Consider the following 26,339-nt stretch of genomic DNA (forward strand, 5'->3'; position numbering starts at 1 on the left):
GACCGGCGCGCGGCGCGAGCCGCCGCGTGCCGCCTTCGCGGGAGCCTCCATTGGTGGGGGCTCCGCCCGTGCCAACTGAAGAGACGAGATGACCGCCATCGGCCAATCCCCCGGCGCGAGCCCCGACAGACCGACCGGCCGCCGCCTCGGCGCCCGGCTGGAGCCCTATCTCTACACCGCGCCGGCGGTGATCCTGATCGTCACGGTGATGCTGGTGCCGCTGGTGATCGGCATCACCTACGCCTTCCGCGATATCCGCTTGCTCAACCCGTTCGGTGGCGGCTTCGTCGGCCTGCAGCATTTCGCCAAGCTCTGGAACGACGAGGATTTCTTCCTCGCCCTCGAGAACACGGTGTTCTGGACGGCGACCTCGGTCTTCTTCCAGTTCACGCTGGGCCTCATCCTCGCGCTTCTCCTCAACGTGCCGTTTGCCGGGCGGGGTGTCGCGCAGGCGCTGGTCTTCCTGCCCTGGGCGGTGCCGAGCTTCCTGTCCGGCCTCGACTGGGCCTGGCTGTTCAACCCGGTGGTCGGCCCGATACCGCATTGGCTGACGGCGCTCGGCCTGATGGACCAGCCGGTGAACATTCTTGCCGATCCCGACCATGCGATGTGGGGGCCGATCATCGCCAATGTCTGGTGGGGCATCCCCTTCTTCGCCATCACGCTGCTCGCCGCCCTCCAGTCGATCCCGAAGGATATCTACGAGGCTGCGGCGATCGACGGCGCCGGCCCGCTCGAGCGCTTTCGGGCGATCACCTTGCCGTTCCTCGCGCCGACCATCGCCATCGCCGTGCTCCTGCGCACGGTCTGGGTCGCGAACTTCGCCGACCTCATCGTGGTCATGACCAATGGCGGCCCGGCCGACCGCACCCAGATCGTCGCGAGCTACATCTTCACCACCGCCTTCCGCCGGCTCGATTTCGGCTATGCCTCGGCGATCGCGCTGGTGCTGCTGGTGCTCCTGATGATCTATTCGCTGCTGCTGGTCGTCCTGCGGCAGACGCTGCTGGCGAGGTCCTGACCATGGCTTCCCGCACGAAACGCATCGCCGGTATGCTCGCCCACCGCACCGCGATCCTCGCCTTCATCGCCTTCGCGCTGTTCCCGCTTTACTGGCTCCTGAAGGTCTCGCTGACGCCGAACAAGCTGCTCTACAGCGAGGGCGTGCGGCTCTGGCCCTCGGCGACGAGCTTCGAGCACTACAGCTTCGTCCTGCAGCATTCGAGCTTCCCGCTGTTCTTCCGCAACAGCCTGATCGTCTCGCTGTCGACCGCCGTGCTGGTGACGCTGATCGCGGCAGGCGCCGGCTACGCCATGTCGCGCTTCCTCTTTCGGGGCAAATTCTTCCTGATCGCCTTGATGCTGGTGACGCAGATGTTTCCGCTGGTGATGCTGATCGCGCCAATCTTCAAGATGCTGACGCCCTTCGGCCTGACCAACAGCCTGACCGGCCTCGTCGTGGTCTACACCGCCTTCAACGTCCCCTTCGCAGTGTTCCTGATGCAGTCCTTCTTTGACGCGATCCCGAAGGAGCTGGAGGAGGCGGCGCAGATGGACGGCGCCAGCCGCTTCACCGCGTTTCGCCAGATCATCGTGCCGCTGACGCTGCCCGGCATGGCGGCGACGCTCGGCTTCGTCTTCACCGCCGCGTGGAGCGAACTCTTGTTCGCGCTGATGCTGATCTCGAAGACCGATGCCAGCACGTTTCCGGTGGGGCTCCTGTCCTTCGTCTCGAAGTTCGGCGTCAATTTCGGGCAGATGATGGCTGCCGGCGTCCTCGCGCTGATCCCCGCCGTCCTCTTCTTCCTCATGATCCAGCGCTTCCTCGTGCAGGGCCTGACGGCCGGCGCGGTCAAGGGCTGAGGAGAACCAACATGGCTGCCATCGACATCCGCGCCGTCCAGAAATCCTTCGGGACCGTCGCCGTGCTGCATTCGGTCGACCTGTCGATCGAGAAGGGCGAGTTCGTCGTCCTCGTCGGCCCGTCCGGCTGCGGCAAGTCCACGCTGCTGCGGATGATCGCCGGGCTCGACGAGGTCTCTTCCGGCGACATCCTGATCGGCGGAAAACGCGTCAACGACCTCGAGCCGAAGGACCGGAACCTCGCCATGGTGTTCCAATCCTACGCGCTCTATCCGCACATGACCGTCGCCGGCAATATGAGCTACAGCATGCGGCTGCGCAAAGCCGCCAAGGAGAAGATCGCAAGCGCGGTCTCCAACGCCGCCGACATCCTCGGCCTGACGCCGCTGATCGAGCGGCGGCCGAAAGCGTTGTCGGGCGGCCAGCGCCAGCGCGTGGCGATGGGCCGGGCGATCGTGCGCGAGCCGCAGGCCTTCCTGTTCGACGAGCCGCTGTCCAACCTCGACGCGCGCTTGCGCGAACAGATGCGCGCCGAGATCAAGAAGCTGCACCAGCGCCTCGGCGCGACCTCGATCTACGTCACCCACGACCAGATCGAGGCGATGACGCTGGCCGACCGGATCGTCGCGATGGATGGCGGCTATATCCAGCAGATCGGCACGCCGCTCGACCTCTACGAACGGCCGGCCAACCGCTTCGTCGCCGGCTTCATCGGCTCGCCGGCGATGAACTTCTTCCACGGCCGCTACCGCAGCGATGCTGCGGGCGGCGCCGCCCTCGATGTGGCCCCCGGCATCCGCATCGCCTTGCTGCGGCCGCTGGCGGTGGCCGAGGGCCTGGAGCTCACCATCGGCATCCGGCCCGAACATGTCCTCGTCGGCGAGGTCGCCGGCGGTGGGGCACCGGGCGGCATGGTCTGCCCGGTGGAACTGGTGGAGCCGACCGGCATGGGGGCCATCGTCCACGCCCATTTCGGGGATACCTCGCTGAAGGCTTTCCATCTTGGCCGCATTGGCCTCCGGACCGGCGACACGGTGAAGATGACCTTGCCGGCCGACAAGCTCCATCTGTTCGACTCCAAGTCCGGACACCGGCTCAACTGACCGTCGCCAGGCACCATGCCGGCTGTCGGGGCAGGGTATCTGCCGCGCGGAGAGAATGCCGGCATTCGAACAGGACAAAATCGCGGTACACATTGAGGGGGATCAGGGGATGGGGAACAACGGGAGCGAAACGTCGCCAGGTGGCGATCGGCTGGGGCCAGACGACGCCGGCACCGCCTGGCGGCAGGACGAGACGCACCGCGCCTGGCTGATCGCCGATGCCCGCCGCCAGCTCGAGTTCTTCGAGCGCTCGCTTCGGACCGATGGCGGGTTCGACGTGCTCGGCATCGACGGCAGCCCGATCCCCGGCGGCCCGCAGGAACTCCACACGACGACCCGGCTGGTGCATTCCTATGCGCTCGGAAAGGCCGCGGGCTGGACGGGGGGCGAGGCGATCATCGATGCCGGCCTCGACCGTCTCTGGCACGGACACCGCGACACCCTCCACGGCGGCTATGCCGCGGCGATCCGCGGGCGCGAGATCGAGGACGGCACCAAGCTCGCCTACGGCCACGTCTTCGTCCTCTTGGCGGCGGCCAGCGCCAAGCTGGCCGGCCATCCCGATGCCGACCGGCTTCTTGAGGACGTGTCCGGCATCATTGACCGGCACTACTGGGACGAGGCGCACGGCCTTCTTCGCGACGAGTTCACCCGCGACTGGACCCCGTTCTCGACCTATCGCGGCATGAACGCCAACATGCATGGTACCGAAGCCTTCCTCGCCGCTTTCGAGGCGACGGGCGAGCGCCGCTTCCTCGACCGCGCTGGCCGCATCCTCGACACCTTCGTCGGCCGAATCGCGCCGGCCAACGCCTACCGGCTGCCCGAGCACTATACCGAGGCCTGGACGCCCGATCCCGACTACCGCGGCAATCCGATGTTCCGCCCGGCCGGCACGACGCCCGGCCACTCCTTCGAGCTGTCGCGCCTCGTCCTCCAGCACTGGGACCTCGCAGGTCGGCTGGACGCCGATGCCCCCGTGCGCGCCCGCGCTTTGTTCGAGCGGGCCTTCGCCGATGCGTGGCGCGGGGATGGCGGGTTCGTCTACACGGTCTCGGCCGACGGCAAGCCGCTCGTGTCCGATCGCTACTGGTGGCCAGTGACCGAGGCCATCGGCGCCGCCGCCGCCCTGATGAAGGTAGCGCCGGCGCCGGATAACGAGGCGCGCTACCGCAAGGCCTGGCGCTTCGCGGACCGCCACTTCATCGACCACGACCGTGGCGGCTGGTATCCCGAGATCGACGATGCCGGAGAGCCCGTCGGGCGCCAGTTCATCGGCAAGCCGGACATCTACCACTCCGTCCAGGCGACGCTCCTGCCGCTCGCCCCAGGCGTCTCCCGCCTGTACGAGGAGATCAGCGCCCTCGCGCTGTAGGCATTCGTTGGGCCCGTGGTTAAGGAGGATGGCGCCACTGGCCGGCGAAGCGCCGTGGCCAGAAGCGGAAAAGCCGCGTGACGGGCCGGATGTTCTAGCGCGACTGGTCGAGAAGCTCGCGGTATTCCGCCTGCGTCGGGATGCGCGGATTGGTCCCGTGGCAATGGTCCTTCAGCGCCTCGCCGGAGACGCGCTCGCGCATCGCCTCGGTGACGCCGAGCGCGTCGAGGCCCGACGGCAAGCCGATGTCGCGCGACAGCCCGGCCATCATCTGGTCCGGCTCGCCGCCAAGGATCTCGGTCAGCACGTCCCATTTGTCGCCGATCGCGGGGCGGTTGAATCGGAGCACGGCGGGCGTCAGCACCGCGTTCAGCGTGCCGTGGTGGAGGTTCAGTTTGCGGATCGCGCCGAGCGGATGGGTCAGCGCGTGTACCGCGCCGAGGCCCTTCTGGAAGGCCATCGCGCCTTCCAGAGCCGACATCATCATCTCCCAGCGCGCCTTGCGGTCGCTGCCGTCCTTGACCGCCTGGCGGATGGCCTTGATGCCGCGCTTGAGCCCGTCGATGGCGATCGCGTCCGCGGGCGGGTTAATTGCCGGCGCCATATAGGTTTCGAGGCAGTGAGAGAGCGCGTCCATGCCAGTTGCCGCGGTGAGGAAGGGCGGCAGGCCGTAGGTCAGTTCCGGATCGCACAGCGCGACCGAGGGCAGCATATGCGGGCTGATAATGCCGAGCTTGCGCCCGTCGGCGGTGATGATCACCGCGGCGCGGCCGACTTCCGAGCCGGTGCCCGATGTGGTGGGCACCGCGACGAAAGGGCAGATCCGGCCGTGGATCCTGCCGAGGCCGCCCTCGACCAGCGTGTACTGGGCGAGCGGACCCGCATGGCCGGTCAACAGCCGCACCGCCTTGGCCAGATCGAGCGACGAGCCGCCACCGAAGCCGACGATCCCGTCGCAGCCTTCGGCGCCATAGAGGGCATAGGCGGCATCGACGGCCGCCTCGGTCGGGTTGGCCGGCGTTTCCGAGAAGACCGTCGGCCGCTCGGCGAAAAGGCCGGCGACTCGCTCGACCATTCCGCTTGCCAGGAGGCCGCGGTCGGTGACGAGCAGCGGCCGCTTTACCCCGAGACCCTCGAGGATCGCCGGCAGCTTGGCGACCGCGCCTTCGTCGAACTCCATGCGGGTGAGATAGGTGATGAGGGCCATGGACGCGCGCTTTCGAATGTCTGTTTCGACAGGCCGGAAGTGGGCTGCGGCACCGCAGACGCCGCGTTGCAGCGATCTAAGCTGTGGATCGCTGAGGTGCCGCACACCGGCAGGCCGCAATCCTCGTCGCACCATTCGTTGCGACCGGTCGGGTGGTCTCTCGTGCTCTCCCCAGCGGTCCGAGCCTGTGCCGCCGGGCCATGTCGCTGGCCGGAAACCTCATGCGCTCGGGGCGTGCATTTCGTACCGGTTTGTGTCTCGCACGGTCAATCGCTGTATGGGGCAGCCGAGCCTTGGCAGCATGGACGTGGTCATTCCCCATTCCCAATCGGCGGAATATCTACGCATGCTGATAGGGCCACGCGATAAGCCGGCTCGCACCTGTGAGAGATCAGTACCAAAAAAACCGAGCATACATAAACATCGAAATGCCGGAACATCGAAATGCCGGGCAAAAGGGAAGCGGGAGGGAACATGAACAAGCTAGGGGTCCATGCACTCGTCTGGGAGGCCGGCTGGAGCCACGCCGAATGCGCGCGCGCTATCCAACGCACCGCCGAGGTCGGCTACGATTTCATCGAGGCGCCCTCGCTCGATCCGAGTTCGATCGATGTCGACTTCACCCGCCGCCAGTTGGAGGCCGCCGGCATCGGCATCAACTTCTCGATGGGCCTCGACGCGGACACCGACATTTCCAGCGGCGATGCTGGCAAGGTAGCGCGCGGCAAGGCGCGGCTCCTGGAGGCGGTGTCGATCGCCCGCGACCTCAACGCCACCCACCTCTGCGGCATCCTGCATTCGGCGTTTCAGAAATACGCCGTCCCGACGACCGCCGCAGGCGTCGCGCAGTCCGTAGAGGTGCTGGCGGAAGTCGCCGAGGTCGCGGCGAAAAGCGGCGTGACGCTCGGGCTTGAGGTGGTCAATCGCTACGAATCCAACGTGCTGAACACGGCGGCGCAAGCAGTGGAGATGTGCAAGCGCACTGGCGCCGACAACGTCAAGGTGCATCTCGACGTCTACCACATGAACATCGAGGAGTCGGACGTGCCGACCGCGATCGCCGAGACCGGGAAATACCTGGGCTACTTCCACACGGGCGATTCCCACCGCGGCTACATGGGGTCGGGCACCATCGACCTCGCCGGCGTTTTCCGGGCTCTGGTGCGGTTGGACTACCAAGGCCCGATCACCTTTGAATCGTTTTCCTCGCGCGTGGTCGGCCAGCCGCTTGAGGGCATCCTCGGCATCTGGCGCAATCTTTGGGAGGACAGCGGCGATCTGGCGTCGCATGCCCTTGCCTATACCCGCGTCCAGCTGAAATCGGCCGAGGAGGCGGCGAAACAAGCCAGCCGGAGCCGGCTTCCCTGAAACGCGCCGCCGATCTGTAGAGCACCAGAGTGAAAGTGCGAGCACGGAAGGCCCTGGTGCGATCAGGAGGCTCAGCCGGCCTGTGTCAGACTGGCTGGGCCATTCCGGCAGACCGTCCGCCGGACGTTCCGCTGTCGGCTATTCCATGTTGGTATGGTTCGCCCGCATCGCCTCGGGCGTGACGCCGAGCAAGGTCTTCAACTTCAGAACCATCACCTCGAACAGCACGAACAGCGCACCCTCGAAGAGCGAACCCATCGGCAGCACCGACGTGGCCGCAGCGCCCTGATCGTCGGCCATGGTCTGCGCCGGGATGGTGAGGACGAAGTCGGCCATGCCCGGCACCTTGCCCGACGGCTGCGCGGTGACGACCAGCACCTTCGCGCCGGCCGCCTTGGCGACGCCGACCAGCGCCACGGCGGTCGAGATCTCACCCGGGCCGCAGACGACGAAGAACAGGTCGCCTTCGCCGAGCGCCGGCGTCGTCATGTCGCCGATCACCGAGACCGATCGGCCGAGGTGGAACAGCCGCATGGCAAAACCCTTGACCTGCAGGCCCTCGCGACCGCCGGCATAGACGCTGACATGGCGCGCGTCCGCCACCAGCCTGCAGGCTTCGTCCACCTGGCTGTCATCGATGCGGTCCATGGCGACGCCGAGTTCATCGAGCGCGGTGCGGTAAAGATTGGTCATGGCTTTCCTCCAGAAATGCCGGGTGAGCGTCGTGGATGCGCGCTTGCGCCCGGTGCCGGTATAGCGGCGGTCGAGGCTCTCGGCCTGCGACCGCGGCGTCAGACGATGCCGCCGCCTGAGCCTTTGACCGCCGGCCTTTCGGCCGACACCTTGGCGCGGTAGGAGCTGGCGCGATAGGCCGCTACCGGGTCGATGGCGCCGCTCGCGTCGAGTCTGACTTTCGCGAGGATCGGCTCGACGTCGATGCGAAAACCGTCCTTCAGCGTTTCCGACGCCATCATGGCATCATTCTCCTGCTGGAACCCGTGCAGCGCGGCGCGGTCGACCAGCAGCGCCTGCGCATAGGCGCGGCGGATCTCGTTGGCGGAACGGATCAGGCTCTCGATGGGATCGGTGACGTTGTGCGACTGGTCGATCATGTAGGACGGTTGCAGCGCATCGAGTTTCCCGCCGGCCTCGACCAGCTCGTTGAAGACCAGGAACAGACGGAACGGGTCGATCGAGCCGGCGTCGAGATCGTCGTCGCCATAGCGGGAATCGTTGAAGTGGAAACCGCCGAGCTTGCCGGTCCGGATCAGCCGGCAGACGATCTGCTCGATGTTGACGTTGGGGGCGTGATGACCGAGGTCGACGAGGCAGAAGGCCTTGGGGCCAAGCTCCATGGCGGTGAGGTAGCTGGTGCCCCAGTCCTGCACGACGGTCGAATAGAAGGCCGGCTCGTACATCTTGTGCTCGGAATAGATCCGCCAGTCCGTTGGCAGCCCCGCGACGATGTCCTTCATCGCCCCGAGATAGCGGTCGAAGGCGCTGCCGAGATCGGCCTGGCCGGCAAAGTTCGATCCGTCGCCGATCCACACCGTCAGCGCCTTGGAGCCGATCGCTGCGCCGATCTCCACCGTTTCAAGGTTGTGCGCCACGGCCTGCGCCCGCACTGCCGCATCCGTGTGGCTGAGCGAGCCGAACTTGTAGGACAGCGGCTGGCGTTGGTCGTCCGGATGGTCCTGGAAGGTGTTGGAGTTCATCGCGTCGAAGGACAGGCCAAGCGCCGCGGCCTTGGCGACGAGATCGGCCGGGTCCGCCTTGTCCCAGGGGATATGCAGAGAGACCGCCGGCGTCGCCCGGCAGAGGTCGTTGATTACCGCGCAGTCGTCGAGCTTCTCGAAAATGCCGCGCGGCTCGCCGGGGCTCGGGAAGCGCGCGAACCGCGTGCCGCCGGTCCCGACGCCCCAGGACGGCACCGCCACGGTGAAGCCGGCCACGTCGCGCGCCACTGCGTCGATGTCGACGCCGCGCCGGCCCAGACGCTCGCCGAGCGCGGCGTAGTCCTTCTCGAGGTCGGCCCGGCGCAGGGCATTCTGGCTTTCGATCAGCGACGTCTCGATCCGCACGGGCTCTCTCCTCAAACTTGAGCTCTGCCCGAAGCGCCGGCCGGCGCATCGGGCCATGGCGGCATCGCTCAGCGCGTGAACGCGATCTGGTTGCCAGCGTCGACATTGATGATGTTGCCCGTCGACTTCGCCGACTGGTCGCTGGCGAGGAAATACACCGCTTCGGCGATGTCCTCGGGAAAGACCGAGCGCTTCAGCAGCGAGCGGTTGCGGTAGTGCTCCTCCAGCTGGTCGGTCTCGAGCTTTGACGAAGCCGCGCGCTGCTCGCGCCATTCGCCGCTCCAGATCTTCGAGCCGCGGAGGACCGCATCGGGATTGACCGTGTTGACGCGAATTCCGGCGTCCGCCCCTTCCAGCGCCAGGCAGCGGGCGAGGTGGATCTCGGCAGCCTTCGCGGTGCAGTAGGCGGAGGCGCCGGCGGAAGCCGCAAGGCCGTTCTTCGAGGCGATGAAGATGACGGCGCCGCCGAGCTTCTGCCGTCGGAACAGCCGGAACGCCTCGCGCGAGACGAGGAAATAGCCGGTGGCGAGGATGTCGATATTGCGGTTCCAGACCTCGAGCGTGGTGTCCTCGATCGGCGCGGCGGAGGCGATTCCGGCGTTCGAGACGAGGATGTCGAGGCCGCCATACTCAGCAACGGTGTCGAGAAAGCCCGCCGCGACGGCGGCTTCGTTCGTCACGTCGAGCAGGACGCCGCGGATCTGGTCGGCGCCGAAGCGCGTGGCGAATTCGGCCTTCGCCCCGTCGAGCGCGGCCTGGTCGATGTCGGCGAGCACCACGCAGGCGCCCTCGCTCAGCAGCCGGGCCGCGGTTGCCCTGCCGATGCCGCCGGCACCGCCGGTGACGAAGGCGATGCGTCCGGCGAGCGCCTTCTGCTTCGGCATCCGCTGGAGCTTTGCCTCCTCTAGCAACCAGTATTCGATGTCGAAGGCCTCCTGTTCGGCGAGGCCCTGGTAGGTGCTGACGCCGGACGCACCGCGCATGACGTTGATGGCGTTGACGTAGAACTCGGCCGCGATGCGCGCCGTCGCCTTGTCCTTGGCGAACGACAGCATGCCGACGCCGGGCACGAGGTAGATCACCGCGTTGGGGTCGCGCATGGCGGGGCTGTCGTCGTGCCTGCAGCGGTCGTAATAGGCGGCGTAGCCCTCGCGGTATGTCGCGATCGCGGCATCGAGGCCGGCCAGCAGGCCGTCGACGTCGTCGGCGGACGGGTCGAAGTCGAGCACCAGCGGGCGGATCTTGGTGCGCAGGAAATGGTCGGGGCAGGAGGTGCCGAGGGCTGCCAGCGGCGCGAGATCGGCCGAGCCGACGAAGTCCAGCACGGCAAGGCTGTCGTCGAAATGGCCGATCTTCTTCTCGTCCTGGCCGATCCGGGCGCGGATCTCCGGCATCAGTCTTGCCGCGATGCTGCGCCTTGCCGCTGCATCGAGCGCCTGATGCTTCCGGCCGCCGAAAGCCGCCTTGCCGGCAAGCTGGCCGTCGAACCAGGCGATCGCCTGGTTGATGATCCGCAGCGTGGTCTCGTAGCTCTCCCGGGCGGTGTGGCCCCAGGTGAACAGGCCGTGGCTCTCGAGCACCACGCCTTTCGCCTCCGGGTTCTCGGCCGCAAAGCGCGAAAGGTCGAGGCCGAGCTGGAAGCCCGGACGGCGCCATGGCAGCCAGCCGATCTCGTCACCGTAGATCTCGGCCGTCAGCGCGCGCGAGTTCGTCGTCGCGGCGATGGCGATCACCGCGTCGGGGTGCATGTGATCGACGTGTCTGTAGGGCACGTAGGCATGCAGCGGCGTATCGATCGAGGCGGCGCGCGGGTTGAGGTTGAAGGTGCAGTGGCTGAGCAGCCCCACCATCTCGTCCTCGAAATCCGGGCCGCGATAGAGGCCGCGCAACTGGTTCAGCTTGGCCTGGTAAAGCGTCGCGAAGCCGTCGAGCTTCATCGTGCCAACGTCGCCGCCCGAACCCTTCACCCACAGCACGGTGGCCGGCTCGCCGGAGAGCGGGTCCTTCATTTCGACCTTGGCCGAGGTGTTGCCGCCGCCGTAATTGGTGATCCGCTTGTCGCTGCCGAGAAGGTTCGAGCGATAGAGCAGCAACTCCTGCTCGCTCAAGCCGATCGCTCTCGCCTCGTCCCAGCGGTTGTCGAGCAAAGCGGAGGTGGTGGCGGACATGGTGTTCGTTCCCCAGGCGTCTGGCCCGACGCCATGACTCTTGCGTGACGGCGTCGGTGATGCCGCAAAGCATCCCGGCGATGGTCCCGCCTGTCAACCAAGATGAGCAGAATCAGTCATGTTGCATCGCACTATGATAGATTGTGACTGAAAATGATTGACGCTCGGGCGTTTTCGTTGGAGCTTCGGTTCTGGAGGAAATGCCGAATGCACGAACGCGAGCGCCATCGGATGATCTTGAGTGCCGTCCAGGGCCGCTCCGTCGCAACCGTTGCGGAGTTTGCGGAACTGACCGGAGCTTCCGAGGCGACGATCCGCCGGGACATCTCCACCCTCTCGGGCCTGCGCAAGCTGCGCAAGGTCCGCGGCGGGGCGGAGGCGCTGTCGGCACCGACGCCGGGCGTGATCGCGGGGGAAAGCTTCGCAGGCGCGCAGACACGGCACGTCGCCGAGAAGCGCGCCATCGCCCGAGAGGCGGCAAGGCTCTGCGAGGAAGGCGATGCCACCATCATCAACGGGGGAACCACGACCTTCCAGATGGTGCACCATCTCACCGGCCTGAAGCTGCAGGTGCTGACCAATTCCTTTCCGATCGCCGACCATTTTCTGAAGCATTCCGCCTGCGCCGTGCTGCTGCCGGCCGGCGCCGTCTACCGTGAGCAGGGGCTGATCCTGTCGCCGTTCGAGGCCGACGGCATTGCGCATTTCCGCGCCCGGCGGATGTTCATGGGCGCGCAGAGCATTTCGCGTGTCGGCATCGCCGAAGCCGATCCGCTGATCATCCAGTCGGAACAGCGCCTGATGCGCCAGGCGGACGAACTGGTCGTGCTCGTCGATTCCTCGAAATTCGACCGCCGCTCCAGCCTGGTGATCGCGCCGCTGGAGCGTTGCTCGGTCCTCATCACCGACGAGGGCATCAGCGATGCCGCCGCGCAAATGGTCGAGGCGGCCGGCCCCCGCCTCGTCGTCGCGCGGCTCGACGGGAGTGCCGCCCATGACTGATGCGCTGACGGCTGAACCGCCCGAAATGTGCGCCAGTCCTTTCTTCGGGATGGGCTGAGCCATGGCGCCGCGGTTCGTCGCCGTCGTCGATATCGGCAAGACCAATGCGAAGGTCGTGCTGCACGATCTCGACGAGCGCCGCGACATCGCTTTGCGGTCGGCGCCGAACAAGGTTTCCACCGACGGTCCCTATCCGCATTACGACGTCGACCGGCTGTTCGGCTTCATCATCGAGGCATTGCGGGAGATCGCGACCGACCATTCCATCGACGCCGTCGCGATCACCGCGCACGGGGCCTGCGCGGTTCTGGCAACGGAGGACGGGCTGGCGATGCCGGTGCTGGATTACGAGTTCGATCTTTTGGGCCCGGAAACCGATGCCTACGAGGCCATCCGCCCCGCCTTCGCCGAAACGCTGTCGCCGCGCATGCCGAATGGCCTCAACCTCGGCAACCAGATCTTCTGGCAGCAGCAGCGCTTTCCCGAGGCCTTCGCCACGGTGCGGTCGATCTTTACCTATGCGCAGTACTGGGCCTGGCGCCTTTCCGGTGTCCCGCGCTTCGAGCCGACCGGGCTCGGCAGCCACACCGATCTCTGGGCGCCGGACCGCGACGACTTTTCCGGCCTCGTCGACGCCCTCGGATGGCGGTCGCTGTTTCCACCGCGCGGCACGCCTTTCGAAGTCCTCGGGCCGCTGAAGCCGGAAATCGCGAAAGCCGCGGGCCTCGGTCCCGTCCCGGTGATCTCCGGCATCCATGACTCCAACGCCTCGCTGCTGCCGCACCTTCTCGCCCGCCCGGCCCCGTTCACCGTGGTCTCGACGGGGACCTGGCTCGTCAGTTTCGCCATCGGCGGACGCCCGGCGCAACTCTATGCTTCGAACGGCACCGCCGCCTATGTCGACGCCTTCGGCCGGCCGGTTCCGACGGCGATGTTCATGGGCGGGCGCGAGTTCGATCTTCTGACCGGCGGGACGTCGGCAGAACCTGACGAAGGCGATATTGCCGCCGTGATAGACGCCGGCATCATGGCGCTGCCGAGCTTCGTCGCAGGCTCCGGGCCGGTACCCGACAGGCCGGGGACTTGGATCATTCCGGGCATGGCGTCACCGGAAGAATTGCCGCCGGCGAGGCGCACCGCCGCCGCCAGTCTGTACGCCGCACTGATGACTGACACCGTCCTGCGGTTGATCGGCGCAGACGGCCCGAGCGTGGTCGAGGGGCCGTTCGCACGTAACGCCTTGTACGTTCGGGCGCTGTCGGAACTCACGGGCCGCAGGGCGGACGCTTCGCTGTCCAGCACGGGCACCAGCGGCGGGGCCGCCTTGCTGGCGCTTGGTCGTCCGAGCGCCCCGAAAGCCACCAGGGCAGCCAATCTCGATGGGGTTGCGGCGACCGGTATACCAGGACTTCAGGCCTATGCGGCGTGGTGGCGGGAGAATGCCGGAGTGGCGTCCGCTGGCTAGGTGATTTGCGTGAGAATGCCGGGGGCGGGCGAGGGCCCCTTCGGGTCAAAATGCTTTGGGAGGGGCGCAGCATGGATTTCACGGGCAAGACGGTCATCGTCACCGGCGCGGGGAAGGGCATCGGCCGCCATACGGCGACGCTGCTCGCCGCGCGCGGGGCAAAGGTCATCGGCATGGCGCGGTCTCAGGCCGATCTCGACAGCCTCGCCGCCGAGACCGGCGGCACAAGCATCGCGGTCGATCTTGCCGATGCTAAGGCCGCCCGGCGAGCCGCCGAACGAGCGCTGCCGGCCGATCTCCTGGTCAACTGCGCCGGCACCAACATCCTCGAGCCGTTTCTGGAGATGAAGGACGAGTCCTTCGACCAGATCCAGGCACTGAACGTGCGCGCCGCCGCGATCGTTTCCCAGGTCTTCGCCCGCGACCTCGTCCGCCGCGGCGCCCCGGGGGCCATCGTCAACGTCTCCTCGCTCTCGGCCTTCGTCGGCTTCGCCGACCATGCCGCCTATTGTGCCTCCAAGGGGGCGCTCGATGGCCTCGGCCGGGTCATGGCGAACGAGCTCGCCCGCCATGGCATCCGGGTCAACTCGGTCAATCCTGGCATCACCTTGACCGATCTCGCCCGCGCCGCCTGGGACGACCCGGCCAAGGGTGGACCGATGCTCGCCCGTACGCCGGTCGGACGTTTTGCCGAGACCGGCGATGTTGCCGAGGTGATCCTGTTCCTCCTGTCCGACCAGGCGGTCATGTTGAACGGCTTGGCACTGCCGATCGAAGGGGGCTTCCTTGTCAATTGAACCCCCGGCGACGGCTGCCCCGATCATCGCGCTGAGGGCGGTCGAGAAGGCTTTTGGTCCGGTGAAGGTGCTGCGCGGCGTCGATTTCGACATCCGTGCCGGTGAGGTCCATGCGCTGATGGGCGAGAACGGCGCCGGCAAGTCGACGATGATCCGCATCATGTCCGGCGCCCACCAAGCCAATGCCGGCACGCTGGAGATTGACGGCACGGTGACCCGGTTTTCCGGTCCCGCCTCGGCGCAAGCGGCCGGCATCGCCGTCGTGCACCAGGAACTCCTGCTCTTTCCGGCGCTGACGGTGGCCGAGAACATCTTCCTTGGCCATGCCCCGCGCAACGGTGTCGGCTTGCTCGACTGGCCTGCGATGCGCGACCGGGCGCGCGCCATTCTCGACCGGCTGGACTGCCCGGACCTCGATGTCGACGAGAAGGTCGAGCACCTGTCGGTCGCCAACCGCCAGCGCGTCGAGATCGCCCGCGCCCTGTCGCGCGATGCCCGCGTGCTGATCATGGACGAGCCGACCGCCGCGCTCGCCGAGGCCGACGTCAAGCGCCTGCTCGACGTCGTGCGCTCGCTGCGGACTGAGGCCGTCGGCATCGTCTATGTCAGCCACCGGATGAACGAGATCTTCGAGATCTCCGACCGCGTGACCGTGCTGCGCGACGGCAAGACGATCGACACCCGCCCCACCGCCGACGTCACCGAAGCGGCGCTGGTCTCGATGATGGTCGGCCGCGACATCGACCAGCTCTTTCCGAAGGAAGACATTCCGCTCGGCGAGACCGTGCTGGAGGTCCGCAACCTCACGCACACCGGCAAGGTCGCCGACATCTCCTTCTCGGTCCGTGCCGGCGAAATCCTTGGCATTGCCGGACTTGTCGGTTCCGGCCGGACCGAGCTCGCGCAGACGATCTTCGGTGTGACGCCTGCCACTTCCGGCGAAATCCGCATCGACGGCAAAGCGGTCACCGTCGGCAGCATCCGCGAGGCCATCGGCCACCGCATCGCCTATGTGCCGGAGGACCGCGCCCAACACGGCCTCGTTCGGCCGCAGTCGATCCGGGAGAACGTCGCGATGGCCATCCTCGACCGGCTGACCCGGAAGTCCGTGGTCGACACGGCGAGGGAATGGAAGCTGGCAGAGGAGGCGATCCAGCGCTTCCAGATCCGCGCCCGCGGCCCCGGCCAGATCGTCGCCCAGCTGTCTGGCGGCAACCAGCAGAAGGTGGTGATCGCCAAATGGCTCGCCACGGATCCGCGAATTCTTATTCTCGACGAGCCGACGCGCGGCGTCGATGTCGGCGCCAAGACGGAAATCCACAAGCTGATGAACACGCTCGCCGCCAGCGGCATCGCCATCGTGATGATCTCGAGCGAGTTGCCGGAAGTGCTGGGAATGAGCGACCGAGTGCTGGTGATGAACGGCGGCCGGATGTCGGCCATGCTGTCGCGCGCGGAGGCGACGCCCGACGCGGTCGGCGCGGCGATGATGACGGGACACGCGGCATGAAGGCCCCGACACTCTCCCGCCGGCTCTCCTCGTCCGGGCAGGAGGTGCTGCTGTTCCTCGCGATCGTCGCACTGTTCCTCGTCGTCGGCTGGCTCAACCCGCGCTTCGTCTCGGGCAACAATTTGACGTCGATCTTCGTCGGCAACGCCTACATCGCCATCGCCGCGATCGGCATGTCGATGGTCATCATGTCCGGTCACATCGACGTCTCCGTCGGGGCGCTGATTGGCGTGCTCGCGACGATCTCCGGCCTCTTGGTGACCAACGGCTACCCGATCTGGCTCGCCTGGCTCGGCCCGGTGCTGATCGGCGGCGTGATCAATGCCGGTCTCGGCGCCCTGATCGCCTATGCCCGCGTTCCCTCGATCATCGCGACGCTGGCCATGCTGTCGATCCTGCGCGGCGGGCTGATCACGCTCACCGGCGGCGCCTGGATCTCGGGCCTGCCGGCGGGATACCAGCTGGCGCAGTTCCGGCTCCTGGATGTCCCATCGCCGGTCTGGTTCATGGTGGGGATGACGATCGCCGCGGCCTTCCTGCTGCGCTCCACCGCCTTCGGCCGCTCGATCTACGCCGTCGGCGGCAATCCGGAAGCCGCGGAAGCCTCCGGCATTCGCTACAAGCCGACCATCGTCAAGGTCTTCGCCTTGCACGGCCTGATCACCGGTTGTGCCGCCGTGCTCTTCGCCACGCAGTTGCAGGTCATCCAGTCCACCGTGCCGAACGGCCTCGAGCTGATCATCATCACGGCCTCCGTGGTCGGCGGCGTCTCCATCCTCGGCGGCATCGGCACCGTCACCGGATCGACGCTGGCCGCGATCCTGTTCGCGGCCATCGGCTCCTCGCTGATCTTCCTCAACGTCTCGGCCTACTGGCTGAAGGCGGTGCAGGGCATCCTCATCCTCGTCACCGTGCTCGCCGACATGGCGCGGCGCGGCCGGGCCGGTTGAGGGAGAGACACATGACGTTCCGGACCCTTCTCCGCCACGAGGCCATCCTCGCTCTGATCCTGGCGATCGCGCTGGCCGTCCTCGCCAGTGAGAACGAGCGCTTCTTCACCGCCGCCAACCTCCTCAACCAGGCGCGGCTGATGACCGAGGTCGGGCTGATCGCTGTCGTGATGACCTTCGTCATCATCACCGGCGGCATCGACCTGTCGGTCGGTTCGATCCTCGGCCTCTGCGCCATTCTCGTCGGGGTCTTCTGGAAGACGCTCGGCCTACCGCTGCCGGCCGCGATGGCGCTGTCGATTGCCGTCGGCACGCTTGCCGGCTTCGTCAACGGGCTGATCATCACCCGCTTCCGCGTGCCGCCGCTGATCGCGACGCTGGCAACGCTCGCGCTCTACCGGGGCCTCGCCGAAGGCATCAGCCAGGCGCAGTCGATCCGCGGCTACCCGAAATGGTTCTTCGAACTCGGCCAGGGCAATCTCCTGGGCATCCCGACCCAGCTTTGGCTGCTCGCCATCGTCGCGCTCGTCGGCTTCTTCGTCCTGCGATTCACCGCTTTCGGCCGCACCACCTACGCCATCGGCAACAACGAGGCGGGCGCCGCCTTTTCTGGCCTCGACGTCGTCCGGACTAAGCTGATGATCTACGCCGCCTCGGGCTTCGTCTCGGGACTTGCCGCCGTCGTCTTCGTCAGCCGCGTCTCGACCACCCGCTCGGACATGGGCAACGGCATCGAGCTCGACGTCATCACCGCCGTGGTGCTGGGCGGCACCTCGATCTTCGGTGGCCGCGGCATGGTGGTCGGCACGCTGCTCGGACTCTGCCTCGTCCAGGTGCTGAAGAACGGGCTCGCGTTGTCCGGCGTCAAGGGCGACGGTACCATCGTCATCATCGGGGTCGTGCTGATCGCAGCGGTCCTGATCTCTAATTTCCTGAGCCGCTACACCGACGACTGAGGAAATGGGCCGTGCCTGGGAGGGGGCGGCTTTAACAACAACCCGTGGAGGATTTCGATCATGCGCACGCTTCTGACACTGATGCTGGGCACCAGCCTGCTCACTGCCATGCCCGCCCACGCGCAGAGCGCCTGGACCGGCGGCGACGACCAGCCGGCCAACCCGCTCGCCTGTGACGCCACCGTCACCGCCACGCCGCCCGGCGAATACAACGGCGGCGCGCCGACCTCGGCGCCCGATCGGAAGGGCAAGCCGCTGAAGGTCGTCGACATCCCGAAGCTCGTCGGCGTCGGCTACTTCAACTCGACGGCCCAGGGCGTGCAGGAAGCGGCCACGGAAACCGGCACGATGACCGTCACCACCGACGGCCCGACCAAGGCGAACATCGACGAGCAGATCACCTTCATCGACAACTACATCACCTCCGGCGTCGACGGCATCCTCTTCGCCGCCAACGATCCTGTGGCGATCGCCCCGGTGCTGAAGCGGGCGCTCGAGGCCGGCATCAACGTCGTCGGCTACGACGCCGAGGCGGAGCCGGATGCCCGCCAGTGGTTCGTCAATCAGGCCGAGCCGAACGGCGTCGCCAAGTCGATGATCGACCAGCTGGTCTCCGAGATCGGCGAGGAGGGCGCCTTCGCCATCGTCACCTCGACCTTCACCACGCCGAACCAGGCGCGCTGGATCACCGAGATGGCCGGCTATGCCGAGAAGTGCCACCCGAAGATCAAGTTCCTCGAGACCGTCGAGGCGCAGGAGGACAACATCCTGTCCTTCAACCAGGCGCAGACCCTGATCAACAAGCACGGTGATGACCTGAATGGCATCCTCGGTATGACCTCGGTCGCAACGCCTGCCGCCGCCGAGGCGGTGCAGCAGAACAAGCTCTGCGGCAAGGTCGCGGTCGTCGGCCTCGCCCTGCCGAACGCCATGAAGCCCTACGTCAATGGCGACTGCATCAAGACCACCATCCTCTGGTCGACGGTCGACCTCGGCTATGCCGCGGGCCTTGCGATGCGGGCCGTCGCCGACGGCACGTTGAAGCCGGGCGATACCTCGTTCAAGGCCGGCCGCCTCGGTGAGCTGCAGATCGTCAACCAGAGCCAGATTCTGCTCGGCGCGCCAAAGGTCTTCACCAAGGCCGACATCAACAACTTCGACTTCTAAGCGAGGCATCGACCTGTCGCCTCGCGCGACCGGGTCAATCGGCAAGGTCCGACAGGAGCCTGCCGGCAACACTCAACACAAAGCCGGCGCTAACTCTCGAAGAGTTCGCGCCGGCCGATCCCGAGATAGCGTTCTAGCATCCTGCTGAAGCAGGCCCTCGCTTCAGACGTCCTGCGCCTGCGGCAGGATAACGAGGTCGCGGATGGTGACATTGCGCGGCCGCGACACCATGAACAGCACGGCCTCCGCGACCTCCCGCGGCTCGATCACGCTGCCCGAGGCGATCGCCCGCTCGAGCCGGTCCTTCGGCCAGTCGTCGAGCAGCGCGGTCAGCACCGGGCCCGGCGCGACGGCGCCGACGCGCAGGCCATGCTTGATCACCTGGCGGCGCAGCGTGTGCACGAAGACCTGTACCGCATGCTTGGAGGCCGAATAGATCGGCTCCCACTGGATCGGTTCGTGCCCGGCGACCGAGGTGGTGACGATGATGTCGCCGGTCTTGCGGCCGATCATGTGCGGCAGCACCGCCTGCACGGTGCGGAACACGCCGTTGATGTTGAGGTCGAGCATGCGGTCCCAGGCATCCGGATCGCCGTCGGACACGTCACCGGCGACATAGGAGCCGGCATTGGCGTGGAAGATGTCGAGTTGGCCGGCCTTGGCGAGGATCTGGGGCAGCATGCCCGCGACGCTCTCCGGATCGGTGAGGTCGACGATCACCGGATGCGCCGATGGTCCGATCTCGGCGCAGAGCCTTGCCAACTGGTCCGCTGCACGGTCGACGAGGAAGACGGTGGCGCCCTCGGCGGCGGAGAGCCGCGCACAGGCGAGGCCGATGCCGGATGCGGCACCGGTAATGGCGACCACCTTGCCGGACAGGATATTGCTCATGATTTCCTCCCAGAAATTCGGATGTGGTCGACGGCGTCGGCCGCTCAAAGTGACGTCGATGCGCGGTGTCGTCGCCGCCGGATAAAAACCGGGTTGGCGACGTCGGCAGCGGCAGGCGGGCAGGGACCTGTCCGCAATCGGCCTCGCCTCCGATGCTGCCTCAGCGGATCACAGGCGCGCGGCCGCCCCAGACGGCATTCCATTCCTGATGACTAAAGCCACCGCACGACTAGTGTAACTAGGCAATGCCATTAGTTTTCGGCATTATTGTTTTGTAACGCAACATATTGCGGTGGTAGCCGTCTAATTCCGGCCAAGGGCTTTGAGCGAAAAGGCAATCGTACAGCAAGGTCTGCTGAGCGAGGGTCTCTCCTCAGCGTTGGCGATGCGATTGGCATCCGGTCCCGCACATCGACGACAGGAGACCTGCGCAGCTTGCCCATGCGCTTGGCATCAGGCGCGCGCCACCGTCGTACGGCGCCGTGCCGCCTCCTCCTGCCGGATGTCTATATAAGCCTTGGCGTGCCGGGCCAGCGGGAGGTTCTCCGTCCAGGTGTCGCGCCAGATCGCGCAGGCGATCGACAGGCCTTCGTCCACCACGGCACTGGAGAAGGATTCGAAGGTGATGTCCCGGGCGTAGTCGATGTCGAGCAAGGCGTCGAAGATCAGGTCGAAGTTGATGACGCCGTCGCCGAGATAGCCGCGATTGCTTTCGCCGATGTGGAAATAGCCGAGCTTGTCGCCGGCGAGGCGGATCGCGGCGGCCGGGTTGGCTTCCTCGATGTTCATGTGGAACGTGTCGAGATGCAGCCGGACGTGATCCGAGCCGGTGGCGGCGACGAAGTCAAGGCCTTGCGCCGTGGTGTTGAGGAGGTTGGTCTCGAAGCGGTTGACCACTTCCAGCACCAGATCGACGCCGGCCGCCATGGCGACGTCGGCGGTCTTGGCGATCGCCGCCACGCTGTTCCGGCGGCCCCGCTCGGTCGGCATCGCCGCGTATTTCATGTGGGCGGAATAGAGGATGCCGCCGAGCTTCGAGCCGCCGACATCGCGCACCGCCTTGACGGCGCTCGCCAGCAATTCCTCGCCGCGTTTCACAGTGTCCAGATCCTCACTGGAGACATCGGCGGTCGCCGGCAGGCCCATGGTGACGGCGATGTCGAGGTCGAGCGACTGGGCGCGCTTGGCGAGCCTGTCGAGGTCGAACTTTTCCGGACGGAGATAGGCGAGTTCAATCAGCTTGAAGCCGCAATCCGCCGACGACTCCATCGCCTTCTCGATCTCAGCCTGGGTCGAACCGCCGGTCCAGCAGAACGAATGGATCCCGAGACGACGCATGAATACTCCTCCCTGACGTCTTTTAATTGTTTATTCCTGCAACAAAATTTCATTCGGTTGGGATGTCAAGCCTGGCGTATCATCCCTCCGGCGGACGCGCGACTGGCCATTGCGGAGCAACGCATCGCCAACCGGCTGATATCGTCATGTCGATGTGGGCAATGCCATCCACATTGCACTGCAGTATACGTTCGCATCTGCACCGTATAAATTCAGCCTCTGCAGTCGTTTTATTTTGATAAGACGTACGAAGGAGTGCAGACGACACGCCATTGGCGTGAGGTGTAATGGCGGAGATGAACTCATGTCTCTCCGTCGACCCTTCTGATGTTAAAGCTCAATTTGAATGCGTTCGCAACAAATGTTGTGCATCGGATTTTTTTACATTAACGTTCGGTCAGGATCTGCGGCGTCGAACGCTGCGGCCACCCGGAATGTCCCTTCAGTGGAGGGAGAATCCACCGCCGAAAAGGCGGGGCGTTTCAGGGTTCAACAGTCGGTCCCGGGGGGTCGACGGCTTTGGGAGGAATGAGCATGAGACGCGCAATTGCAGTGAGTCTGGTTGCCCTCGCGGCGGGGTTGATGGCAGGCCTCCCGGCCAAGGCCGACTTCTGGTCGGACGCCGGTGCCAAGTTCAAGGGCGTGACCTTGCACGGCGTCACCGAAAGCACCCCGCCGTCGAACTACATCAAGGACGTGCTGGCCCCGGATTTCGAGAAGAAGACCGGCATCAAGGTCGAGATCGAGACGACCTCCTGGGACCAGATGTACGACAAGGCGATCAAGGACATGGAGGCCAAGACCGGCATCTATGACATGGTCTACATCGAGCAGGACATCATCTATGCCTACCTCGCCCGCAACTTCCTCGTCGACGTCACCAAGACGCTGAAGGAGAAGCCTGAGTTGAAGGCCGAGGGCTTCGACGAGACCCACTTCACGACCTTCGCCAATTACTTCAAGGACAAGTCTGGCGACCTTTTCGGCGTGCCGATGGAAGCCTTCATCAAGATCTACCTCTATCGTACCGACCTGTTCGGCGATCCGGCGATCCAGGAAGCCTTCAAGAAGGAGACCGGCAAGGACCTGAAGCCGGCGACCAACCACGAAGAATACACGCAGATCGCGGAGTTCTTCACCAAGTACGGCAAGGACAAGGGCGAGCAGCTCTGGGGTACCACCGCCCAGGCCCATACCGGCCACCCGGCTTCCTGGTACGAGTTCTTCGAATCCGTCGCGCCGACCTTCGGCGTCTACAACTGGGGCATCGACGCCGGCAACAACTATGCCGCCTCGGTCGCCAATGGCGGCCAGATGAACAGCGACAAGTCCAAGGCCGCGCTGAAATACTGGCTGCACCTGCGCGACATCGCGCCGCCAGAATCGGCCGCCAGCACCTGGACGGAAGTCGCCACCACCTTTGCCGCCGGCCGCGCGGCGCAAGGGCTGGTCTATGGCGAGAACGCTGCGTGGATCGCTTCCGACGCCGAGAAGTCGAAGGTCGTCGGCAAGGTCGGCGTCGCACTCCCGCCGACCGAACCTGGCATCCTCGACGAGGTGAAGGGCGGCAAGGGCTATATCGGCTACTACGATGGCGGTGCCTTCGGCGTGCCGGTGACCTCGAAGAACTCGGACGCCGCGCTGCTCTTCCTGCAGTATATCGGCCAGGATTCAGTCCAGGGCGGCTGGGCCGTCGCGGCCCCGCGCATCACCAACACCGCGACTTACGAGGATCCCGGCGTCAAGGACATGGATGCCAAGCTCGGCGGCTACTACACGATGCTGAAGAACGACGGCAAACTGTTCGCCGGCGCGCCTCCGTATCCGTTCCACGCCCAGGTGCGTGAAGCCACCGCGCCGATTTTCTACCGCATCCTGACCGGCGAAGTCGGCTCCGACGAGGGCCTCGACGAGATGGCTGCGGCGGCGGAGGAAGAACTCACCAACCTCGGCTACCGCAAGTAGCCACCCCGACGATCGCGCCGCCGCATCTCTTTGCGGCGGCGTGCTTGCCCTCGCGCGCGCCGCGAGATGTTGCTGCGTTGCCTCTGATAGGATGGTTCCATGCGGTCGAACACGGTGGGATGGCTTCTGCTCGCCCCCACGCTCCTGATCCTCGGCCTGTTCGGGATCCTGCCCTTCATCTACGTTCTCTACGTTGCCTTCCACCAGTGGAACCCGTTCGGCTTCAGTCCGGACATGATCTACAACGGCGCCAAGAACTTCCGCCGGCTGGTGTTCGACAAGGAGTTCCTTTTCTCGCTCTGGGTGACGCTGAAGTTCGCTTTCTTCGCCGTCGGCAGCGAGATCGTTCTCGGCTATTTCCTGGCGCAGCTGTTCACCCGGGAATTCCCTGGAAAAGCTTTCTTTCGGACGATCCACACCCTTCCGCTGATCGTCGCGCCGATCGTCGTCGGCTCGGTCTGGCGGCTGATGACGACGCCGAGCATCGGCATCATTCCCTATTACCTCAACCTCTGGTTCGGCTACGATCTCAACATCGGCCGCGATGCCAATGCGGCCTTCGTGCTGACCGTTATCATGGACATCTGGCACTGGACGCCGCTGGTGACGCTGACCTTGCTCGCCGCCCTCGTCTCGCTGCCGAAGGAGCCGTTCGAGCAGGCGCAGATCGATGGCGCGAGCAAGCGCCAGATCTTCTGGCACATCACGCTGCCGATGATCCGGCCGGCGATCCTCGCCACCGTCTTCATCCGCCTGATGGACGCGCTGCGCACCGTCGACGAAGTCTGGATGCTGACCGGCGGCGGACCGGGTGCCGCCACCCGCTATGTCGGCCTGCACATCTGGAAGGTGGTCTTCCCGAAGACCGATTACGGCTACGGCTCGGCGATCTCGATCATCGTCCTCTACCTGACCCTGGTGATGTGCTGGATTCTCTACGTCGCGCTCGTCGCCCCCCGTGACAAGAAGAGGGCATCCTGATGCCGACCGAAAAGCCCTACCTCTCGATCCTGCTCTGGGTCATTATCTCCTTCGCGACGCTGTTTCCGATCTACTGGCTGTTCGTGATCTCGGTGAAGCCGGCGGTGGATCTGTTCACCACCCCCAGCGCCTTCCTCGATACCATCTATTGGAAGAACTACGTCAACGTGCTCGGCAACGAGACGCTGCAGCGCTACATGATGAACTCGATCATCATCTCCACCTGCAACGCCTTCCTGGTGACGACGCTCGCCTTCATGGCCTGCTACGCTCTGTCGCGCTTCGACTTGGGCGGCAAGGAAAACATCTTCTTCTGGACGATCACCAACCGCATGGCGCCGGCCGCGGTTTTCCTGCTGCCGTTCTTCCTCCTGTTCACCAAAGTCTTCACCTTCGGCGACTGGAAGCTCTACGACACCAAGATCGGCATGATCCTGCTCTACTGCACGTTCAACCTGCCGTTCGCGATCTGGACGCTTCGGCCGACCATCGACGGCATCCCAAAAGAGCTCGACGAGGCCGCCACGGTCGACGGCTGCTCGACCTTCCAGGTGATCACACAGGTGATCTTCCCGCTGGCACGGCCGGGCCTTGCGGTGACGCTGATCCTCACCTGGGTCTTCGCCTGGAACGAGTTCCTGCTCGCGGCGACGCTGACCAGCTTCAACGCCCGCACCATCACCACGGGCCTGTCGGAATACGTGACATCCACCGGTACCGAGTGGGGCACCATGGCGGCGATCGCCATCATCACGCTGATCCCGGCGCTCATCGTCTTCTCGGTCGTCCAGCGGCACATCGTGGCGGGACTGACCTTCGGCGCGGTCAAGGAGTAGCCGGATGAACCAACTCGTCGATCTCGATGCCGCCGACGAAGAGGCCGCCATCGCCGCCGCAACGCCGGAGCGTCACGGCTTCCTGCCGATCGTCACCAACTGGTTCGACCGGCTGTTCATGGGGATCTACCTCTTCGTTGCGCTCGAGCTGTTCTGGCTGCGCTTCGTCGAGAAGCTGATCCCGCTCACCTTCTGCCACATCCTCGCCCTCGCATTAACCGTGCTGATCATCTGGAAGGGCTGAGGAATATGCGCGTGAGAGGAGACGCCCGATGAAGGCGCTGGTGCTCGAAGAAAGAATGAAACTGTCGCTGCGCGACTTCCCAATCGACGAGACGATGGGCGCGCACGACGTTCGCATCAAACTCCACACGGTCGGCATCTGCGGCTCGGACGTCCACTACTACACCCATGGCGGCGCCGGCATTTTCGAGGTCAAGGCACCGATGATCCTCGGCCACGAGGCTTCCGGCACCGTCGTCGAGACCGGCAGCGCGGTTGCGACGCTGAAGGTCGGCGATCGCGTCTGCATGGAGCCGGGCATTCCCGATCCGCTCAGCCGCGCGACGCGCCTCGGCCACTACAATGTCGACCCGGCCGTCCGCTTCTGGGCAACGCCCCCGGTGCACGGCGTGCTGCGGCCGAGCGTCGTTCATCCGGAAGCCTTCACCTTCAAACTGCCGGACAACGTTTCCTTCGCCGAGGCGGCGATGGTGGAACCGCTGGCGGTCGGCGTGCACGCTGCGATCAAGGCCGACGTCAAACCCGGCGACACCGCGCTCGTCATCGGCGCCGGGCCGATCGGCCTCGTCACCGCGCTGTCGGCGCTGGCCGCCGGCTGCGCCCGCGTCTTCGTCAGCGATGTCGACCCGGTCAAGCTGGCGCTCGCCGCGAGCCTTGGGCCGATCACCCCCATCAACGTTGCGGACGAGGACGCAACCGCGGTGATCCTGAAGGCCACTGATGGCTGGGGCGTCGAGATCGTCCTCGAGTGTTCCGGCAACGGCAAGGCGGCGGCGATGGTGTTCGATCCGCTGTGCCCCGCCGGCCGCGTGGTGTTCATCGGCTCGCAGATGCACGACGTCGCCTACAATGTCGGCAAGGCGATGGTGCGCGAGGCGCGGGTCGAGCACGTCTTCCGCTACGCCCATGTCTTTCCGCGCTGCGTCGCCATGCTGTCGTCGGGCGCCATCGACGTCAAACCGCTGATCACCCGCACCTTCGCCTTCGATGACAGCGTCGAGGCCTTCGAGACCGCGGCCTCTGCTCCGGCGGGCGAGGTCAAGATGCAGATAGAGCTGCCCCAGTGAGAGGAG

Annotated in this window: 23 protein-coding genes; 17 read left to right on the forward strand and 6 right to left on the reverse strand. The window is 65.8% G+C overall.

The annotated features are described in order from the left end of the window. Positions 1-88: 88 nt before the first annotated feature. From ACZLZQ_RS13390 to ACZLZQ_RS13405, 4 genes are all read left to right on the forward strand, one after another. A complete protein-coding gene (locus ACZLZQ_RS13390) occupies positions 89-1,021 on the forward strand; it encodes a carbohydrate ABC transporter permease (RefSeq protein ID WP_472933999.1) in 933 nt (310 codons plus the stop codon). A gap of 2 nt (positions 1,022-1,023) precedes the next feature. Further along, on the forward strand, positions 1,024-1,863 hold the full coding sequence (locus tag ACZLZQ_RS13395) for a carbohydrate ABC transporter permease (RefSeq protein WP_472949763.1): 840 nt from the start codon (positions 1,024-1,026) through the stop codon (positions 1,861-1,863). Between the two features lie 11 nt (positions 1,864-1,874). Beyond that, positions 1,875-2,966, forward strand: a complete 1,092-nt coding sequence (locus tag ACZLZQ_RS13400) for an ABC transporter ATP-binding protein (protein WP_472949764.1) — start codon at positions 1,875-1,877, stop codon at positions 2,964-2,966. A 109-nt stretch (positions 2,967-3,075) separates the two neighbouring features. Further along, positions 3,076-4,341, forward strand: coding sequence for an AGE family epimerase/isomerase (locus ACZLZQ_RS13405; RefSeq protein ID WP_472949765.1), 1,266 nt, complete (start codon positions 3,076-3,078; stop codon positions 4,339-4,341). 94 nt (positions 4,342-4,435) lie between these two features. Here the strand turns inward: ACZLZQ_RS13405 and gbd are convergent, their stop codons facing one another. Continuing rightward, positions 4,436-5,548, reverse strand: a complete 1,113-nt coding sequence (gene gbd / locus ACZLZQ_RS13410) for a 4-hydroxybutyrate dehydrogenase (protein ID WP_472949766.1) — start codon at positions 5,546-5,548, stop codon at positions 4,436-4,438. A gap of 474 nt (positions 5,549-6,022) precedes the next feature. Between gbd and ACZLZQ_RS13415 the strand changes: the two genes are divergently transcribed. Then, entirely contained in the window at positions 6,023-6,916 is an 894-nt protein-coding gene (locus ACZLZQ_RS13415) for a sugar phosphate isomerase/epimerase family protein (RefSeq protein WP_472949767.1), read from the forward strand. Between the two features lie 138 nt (positions 6,917-7,054). Here ACZLZQ_RS13415 and ACZLZQ_RS13420 read toward each other — a convergent pair whose 3' ends face one another. The 3 genes from ACZLZQ_RS13420 to ACZLZQ_RS13430 all read right to left on the reverse strand — a co-directional run bounded on the left by ACZLZQ_RS13420 (position 7,055) and on the right by ACZLZQ_RS13430 (position 11,165). Next, a complete protein-coding gene (locus ACZLZQ_RS13420) occupies positions 7,055-7,609 on the reverse strand; it encodes an SIS domain-containing protein (RefSeq protein ID WP_472949768.1) in 555 nt (184 codons plus the stop codon). Positions 7,610-7,707: 98 nt separating this feature from the next. After that, a complete protein-coding gene (rhaI, locus tag ACZLZQ_RS13425) occupies positions 7,708-8,997 on the reverse strand; it encodes an L-rhamnose catabolism isomerase (RefSeq protein WP_472949769.1) in 1,290 nt (429 codons plus the stop codon). 68 nt (positions 8,998-9,065) lie between these two features. Next, positions 9,066-11,165 (reverse strand): bifunctional rhamnulose-1-phosphate aldolase/short-chain dehydrogenase, encoded by a 2,100-nt coding sequence (locus ACZLZQ_RS13430; RefSeq protein WP_472949770.1) that lies wholly within the window; start codon positions 11,163-11,165, stop codon positions 9,066-9,068. A gap of 207 nt (positions 11,166-11,372) precedes the next feature. Here ACZLZQ_RS13430 and ACZLZQ_RS13435 point away from each other — a divergent pair, with 207 nt between their 5' ends. The 7 genes from ACZLZQ_RS13435 (at position 11,373) to ACZLZQ_RS13465 (ending at position 19,012) form a co-directional block, all read left to right on the forward strand. Continuing rightward, positions 11,373-12,167 (forward strand): DeoR/GlpR family DNA-binding transcription regulator, encoded by a 795-nt coding sequence (locus ACZLZQ_RS13435; protein WP_472949771.1) that lies wholly within the window; start codon positions 11,373-11,375, stop codon positions 12,165-12,167. A 61-nt stretch (positions 12,168-12,228) separates the two neighbouring features. Next, complete coding sequence (locus ACZLZQ_RS13440; RefSeq protein ID WP_472949772.1) at positions 12,229-13,632, forward strand: FGGY-family carbohydrate kinase; 1,404 nt, start codon at positions 12,229-12,231, stop codon at positions 13,630-13,632. A gap of 71 nt (positions 13,633-13,703) precedes the next feature. Further along, complete coding sequence (locus ACZLZQ_RS13445; RefSeq protein WP_472949773.1) at positions 13,704-14,429, forward strand: SDR family oxidoreductase; 726 nt, start codon at positions 13,704-13,706, stop codon at positions 14,427-14,429. Beyond that, positions 14,419-15,939: a sugar ABC transporter ATP-binding protein gene (locus tag ACZLZQ_RS13450; protein ID WP_472949774.1), complete on the forward strand. Its 1,521-nt coding sequence runs from the start codon at positions 14,419-14,421 to the stop codon at positions 15,937-15,939. Before ACZLZQ_RS13445 ends, ACZLZQ_RS13450 begins: the two co-directional genes overlap by 11 nt. After that, on the forward strand, positions 15,936-16,889 hold the full coding sequence (locus ACZLZQ_RS13455; RefSeq protein ID WP_472949775.1) for an ABC transporter permease: 954 nt from the start codon (positions 15,936-15,938) through the stop codon (positions 16,887-16,889). Before ACZLZQ_RS13450 ends, ACZLZQ_RS13455 begins: the two co-directional genes overlap by 4 nt. Positions 16,890-16,900: 11 nt before the next feature. Beyond that, complete coding sequence (locus ACZLZQ_RS13460; protein WP_472949776.1) at positions 16,901-17,845, forward strand: ABC transporter permease; 945 nt, start codon at positions 16,901-16,903, stop codon at positions 17,843-17,845. A gap of 60 nt (positions 17,846-17,905) precedes the next feature. Beyond that, complete coding sequence (locus ACZLZQ_RS13465) at positions 17,906-19,012, forward strand: substrate-binding domain-containing protein (protein WP_472949777.1); 1,107 nt, start codon at positions 17,906-17,908, stop codon at positions 19,010-19,012. Between the two features lie 162 nt (positions 19,013-19,174). Here ACZLZQ_RS13465 and ACZLZQ_RS13470 read toward each other — a convergent pair whose 3' ends face one another. Together ACZLZQ_RS13470 and ACZLZQ_RS13475 are read right to left on the reverse strand one after the other, a co-directional pair. Beyond that, positions 19,175-19,903 carry an SDR family oxidoreductase gene (locus ACZLZQ_RS13470; RefSeq protein ID WP_472949778.1) on the reverse strand — a complete coding sequence of 243 codons (729 nt, stop codon included), beginning with the start codon at positions 19,901-19,903 and terminating at the stop codon, positions 19,175-19,177. Positions 19,904-20,356: 453 nt separating this feature from the next. After that, positions 20,357-21,241 (reverse strand): sugar phosphate isomerase/epimerase family protein, encoded by an 885-nt coding sequence (locus tag ACZLZQ_RS13475; RefSeq protein ID WP_472949779.1) that lies wholly within the window; start codon positions 21,239-21,241, stop codon positions 20,357-20,359. 534 nt (positions 21,242-21,775) lie between these two features. Between ACZLZQ_RS13475 and ACZLZQ_RS13480 the strand changes: the two genes are divergently transcribed. The 5 genes from ACZLZQ_RS13480 to ACZLZQ_RS13500 all read left to right on the forward strand — a co-directional run bounded on the left by ACZLZQ_RS13480 (position 21,776) and on the right by ACZLZQ_RS13500 (position 26,333). Continuing rightward, complete coding sequence (locus ACZLZQ_RS13480) at positions 21,776-23,206, forward strand: ABC transporter substrate-binding protein (protein ID WP_472949780.1); 1,431 nt, start codon at positions 21,776-21,778, stop codon at positions 23,204-23,206. Positions 23,207-23,305: 99 nt separating this feature from the next. Beyond that, the gene (locus ACZLZQ_RS13485) at positions 23,306-24,187 is read left to right on the forward strand and encodes a carbohydrate ABC transporter permease (RefSeq protein WP_472933980.1); all 882 of its coding nucleotides are present in this window, start codon (positions 23,306-23,308) and stop codon (positions 24,185-24,187) included. Next, positions 24,187-25,023: a carbohydrate ABC transporter permease gene (locus tag ACZLZQ_RS13490; RefSeq protein ID WP_472933979.1), complete on the forward strand. Its 837-nt coding sequence runs from the start codon at positions 24,187-24,189 to the stop codon at positions 25,021-25,023. Before ACZLZQ_RS13485 ends, ACZLZQ_RS13490 begins: the two co-directional genes overlap by 1 nt. A gap of 4 nt (positions 25,024-25,027) precedes the next feature. After that, positions 25,028-25,267, forward strand: coding sequence for a DUF2160 family membrane protein (locus ACZLZQ_RS13495; protein ID WP_472949781.1), 240 nt, complete (start codon positions 25,028-25,030; stop codon positions 25,265-25,267). Positions 25,268-25,295: 28 nt separating this feature from the next. Further along, positions 25,296-26,333 (forward strand): NAD(P)-dependent alcohol dehydrogenase, encoded by a 1,038-nt coding sequence (locus ACZLZQ_RS13500; protein ID WP_472949782.1) that lies wholly within the window; start codon positions 25,296-25,298, stop codon positions 26,331-26,333. Positions 26,334-26,339 lie beyond the last annotated feature (6 nt).

Source organism: Mesocryomonas lacus, assembly GCF_055730105.2.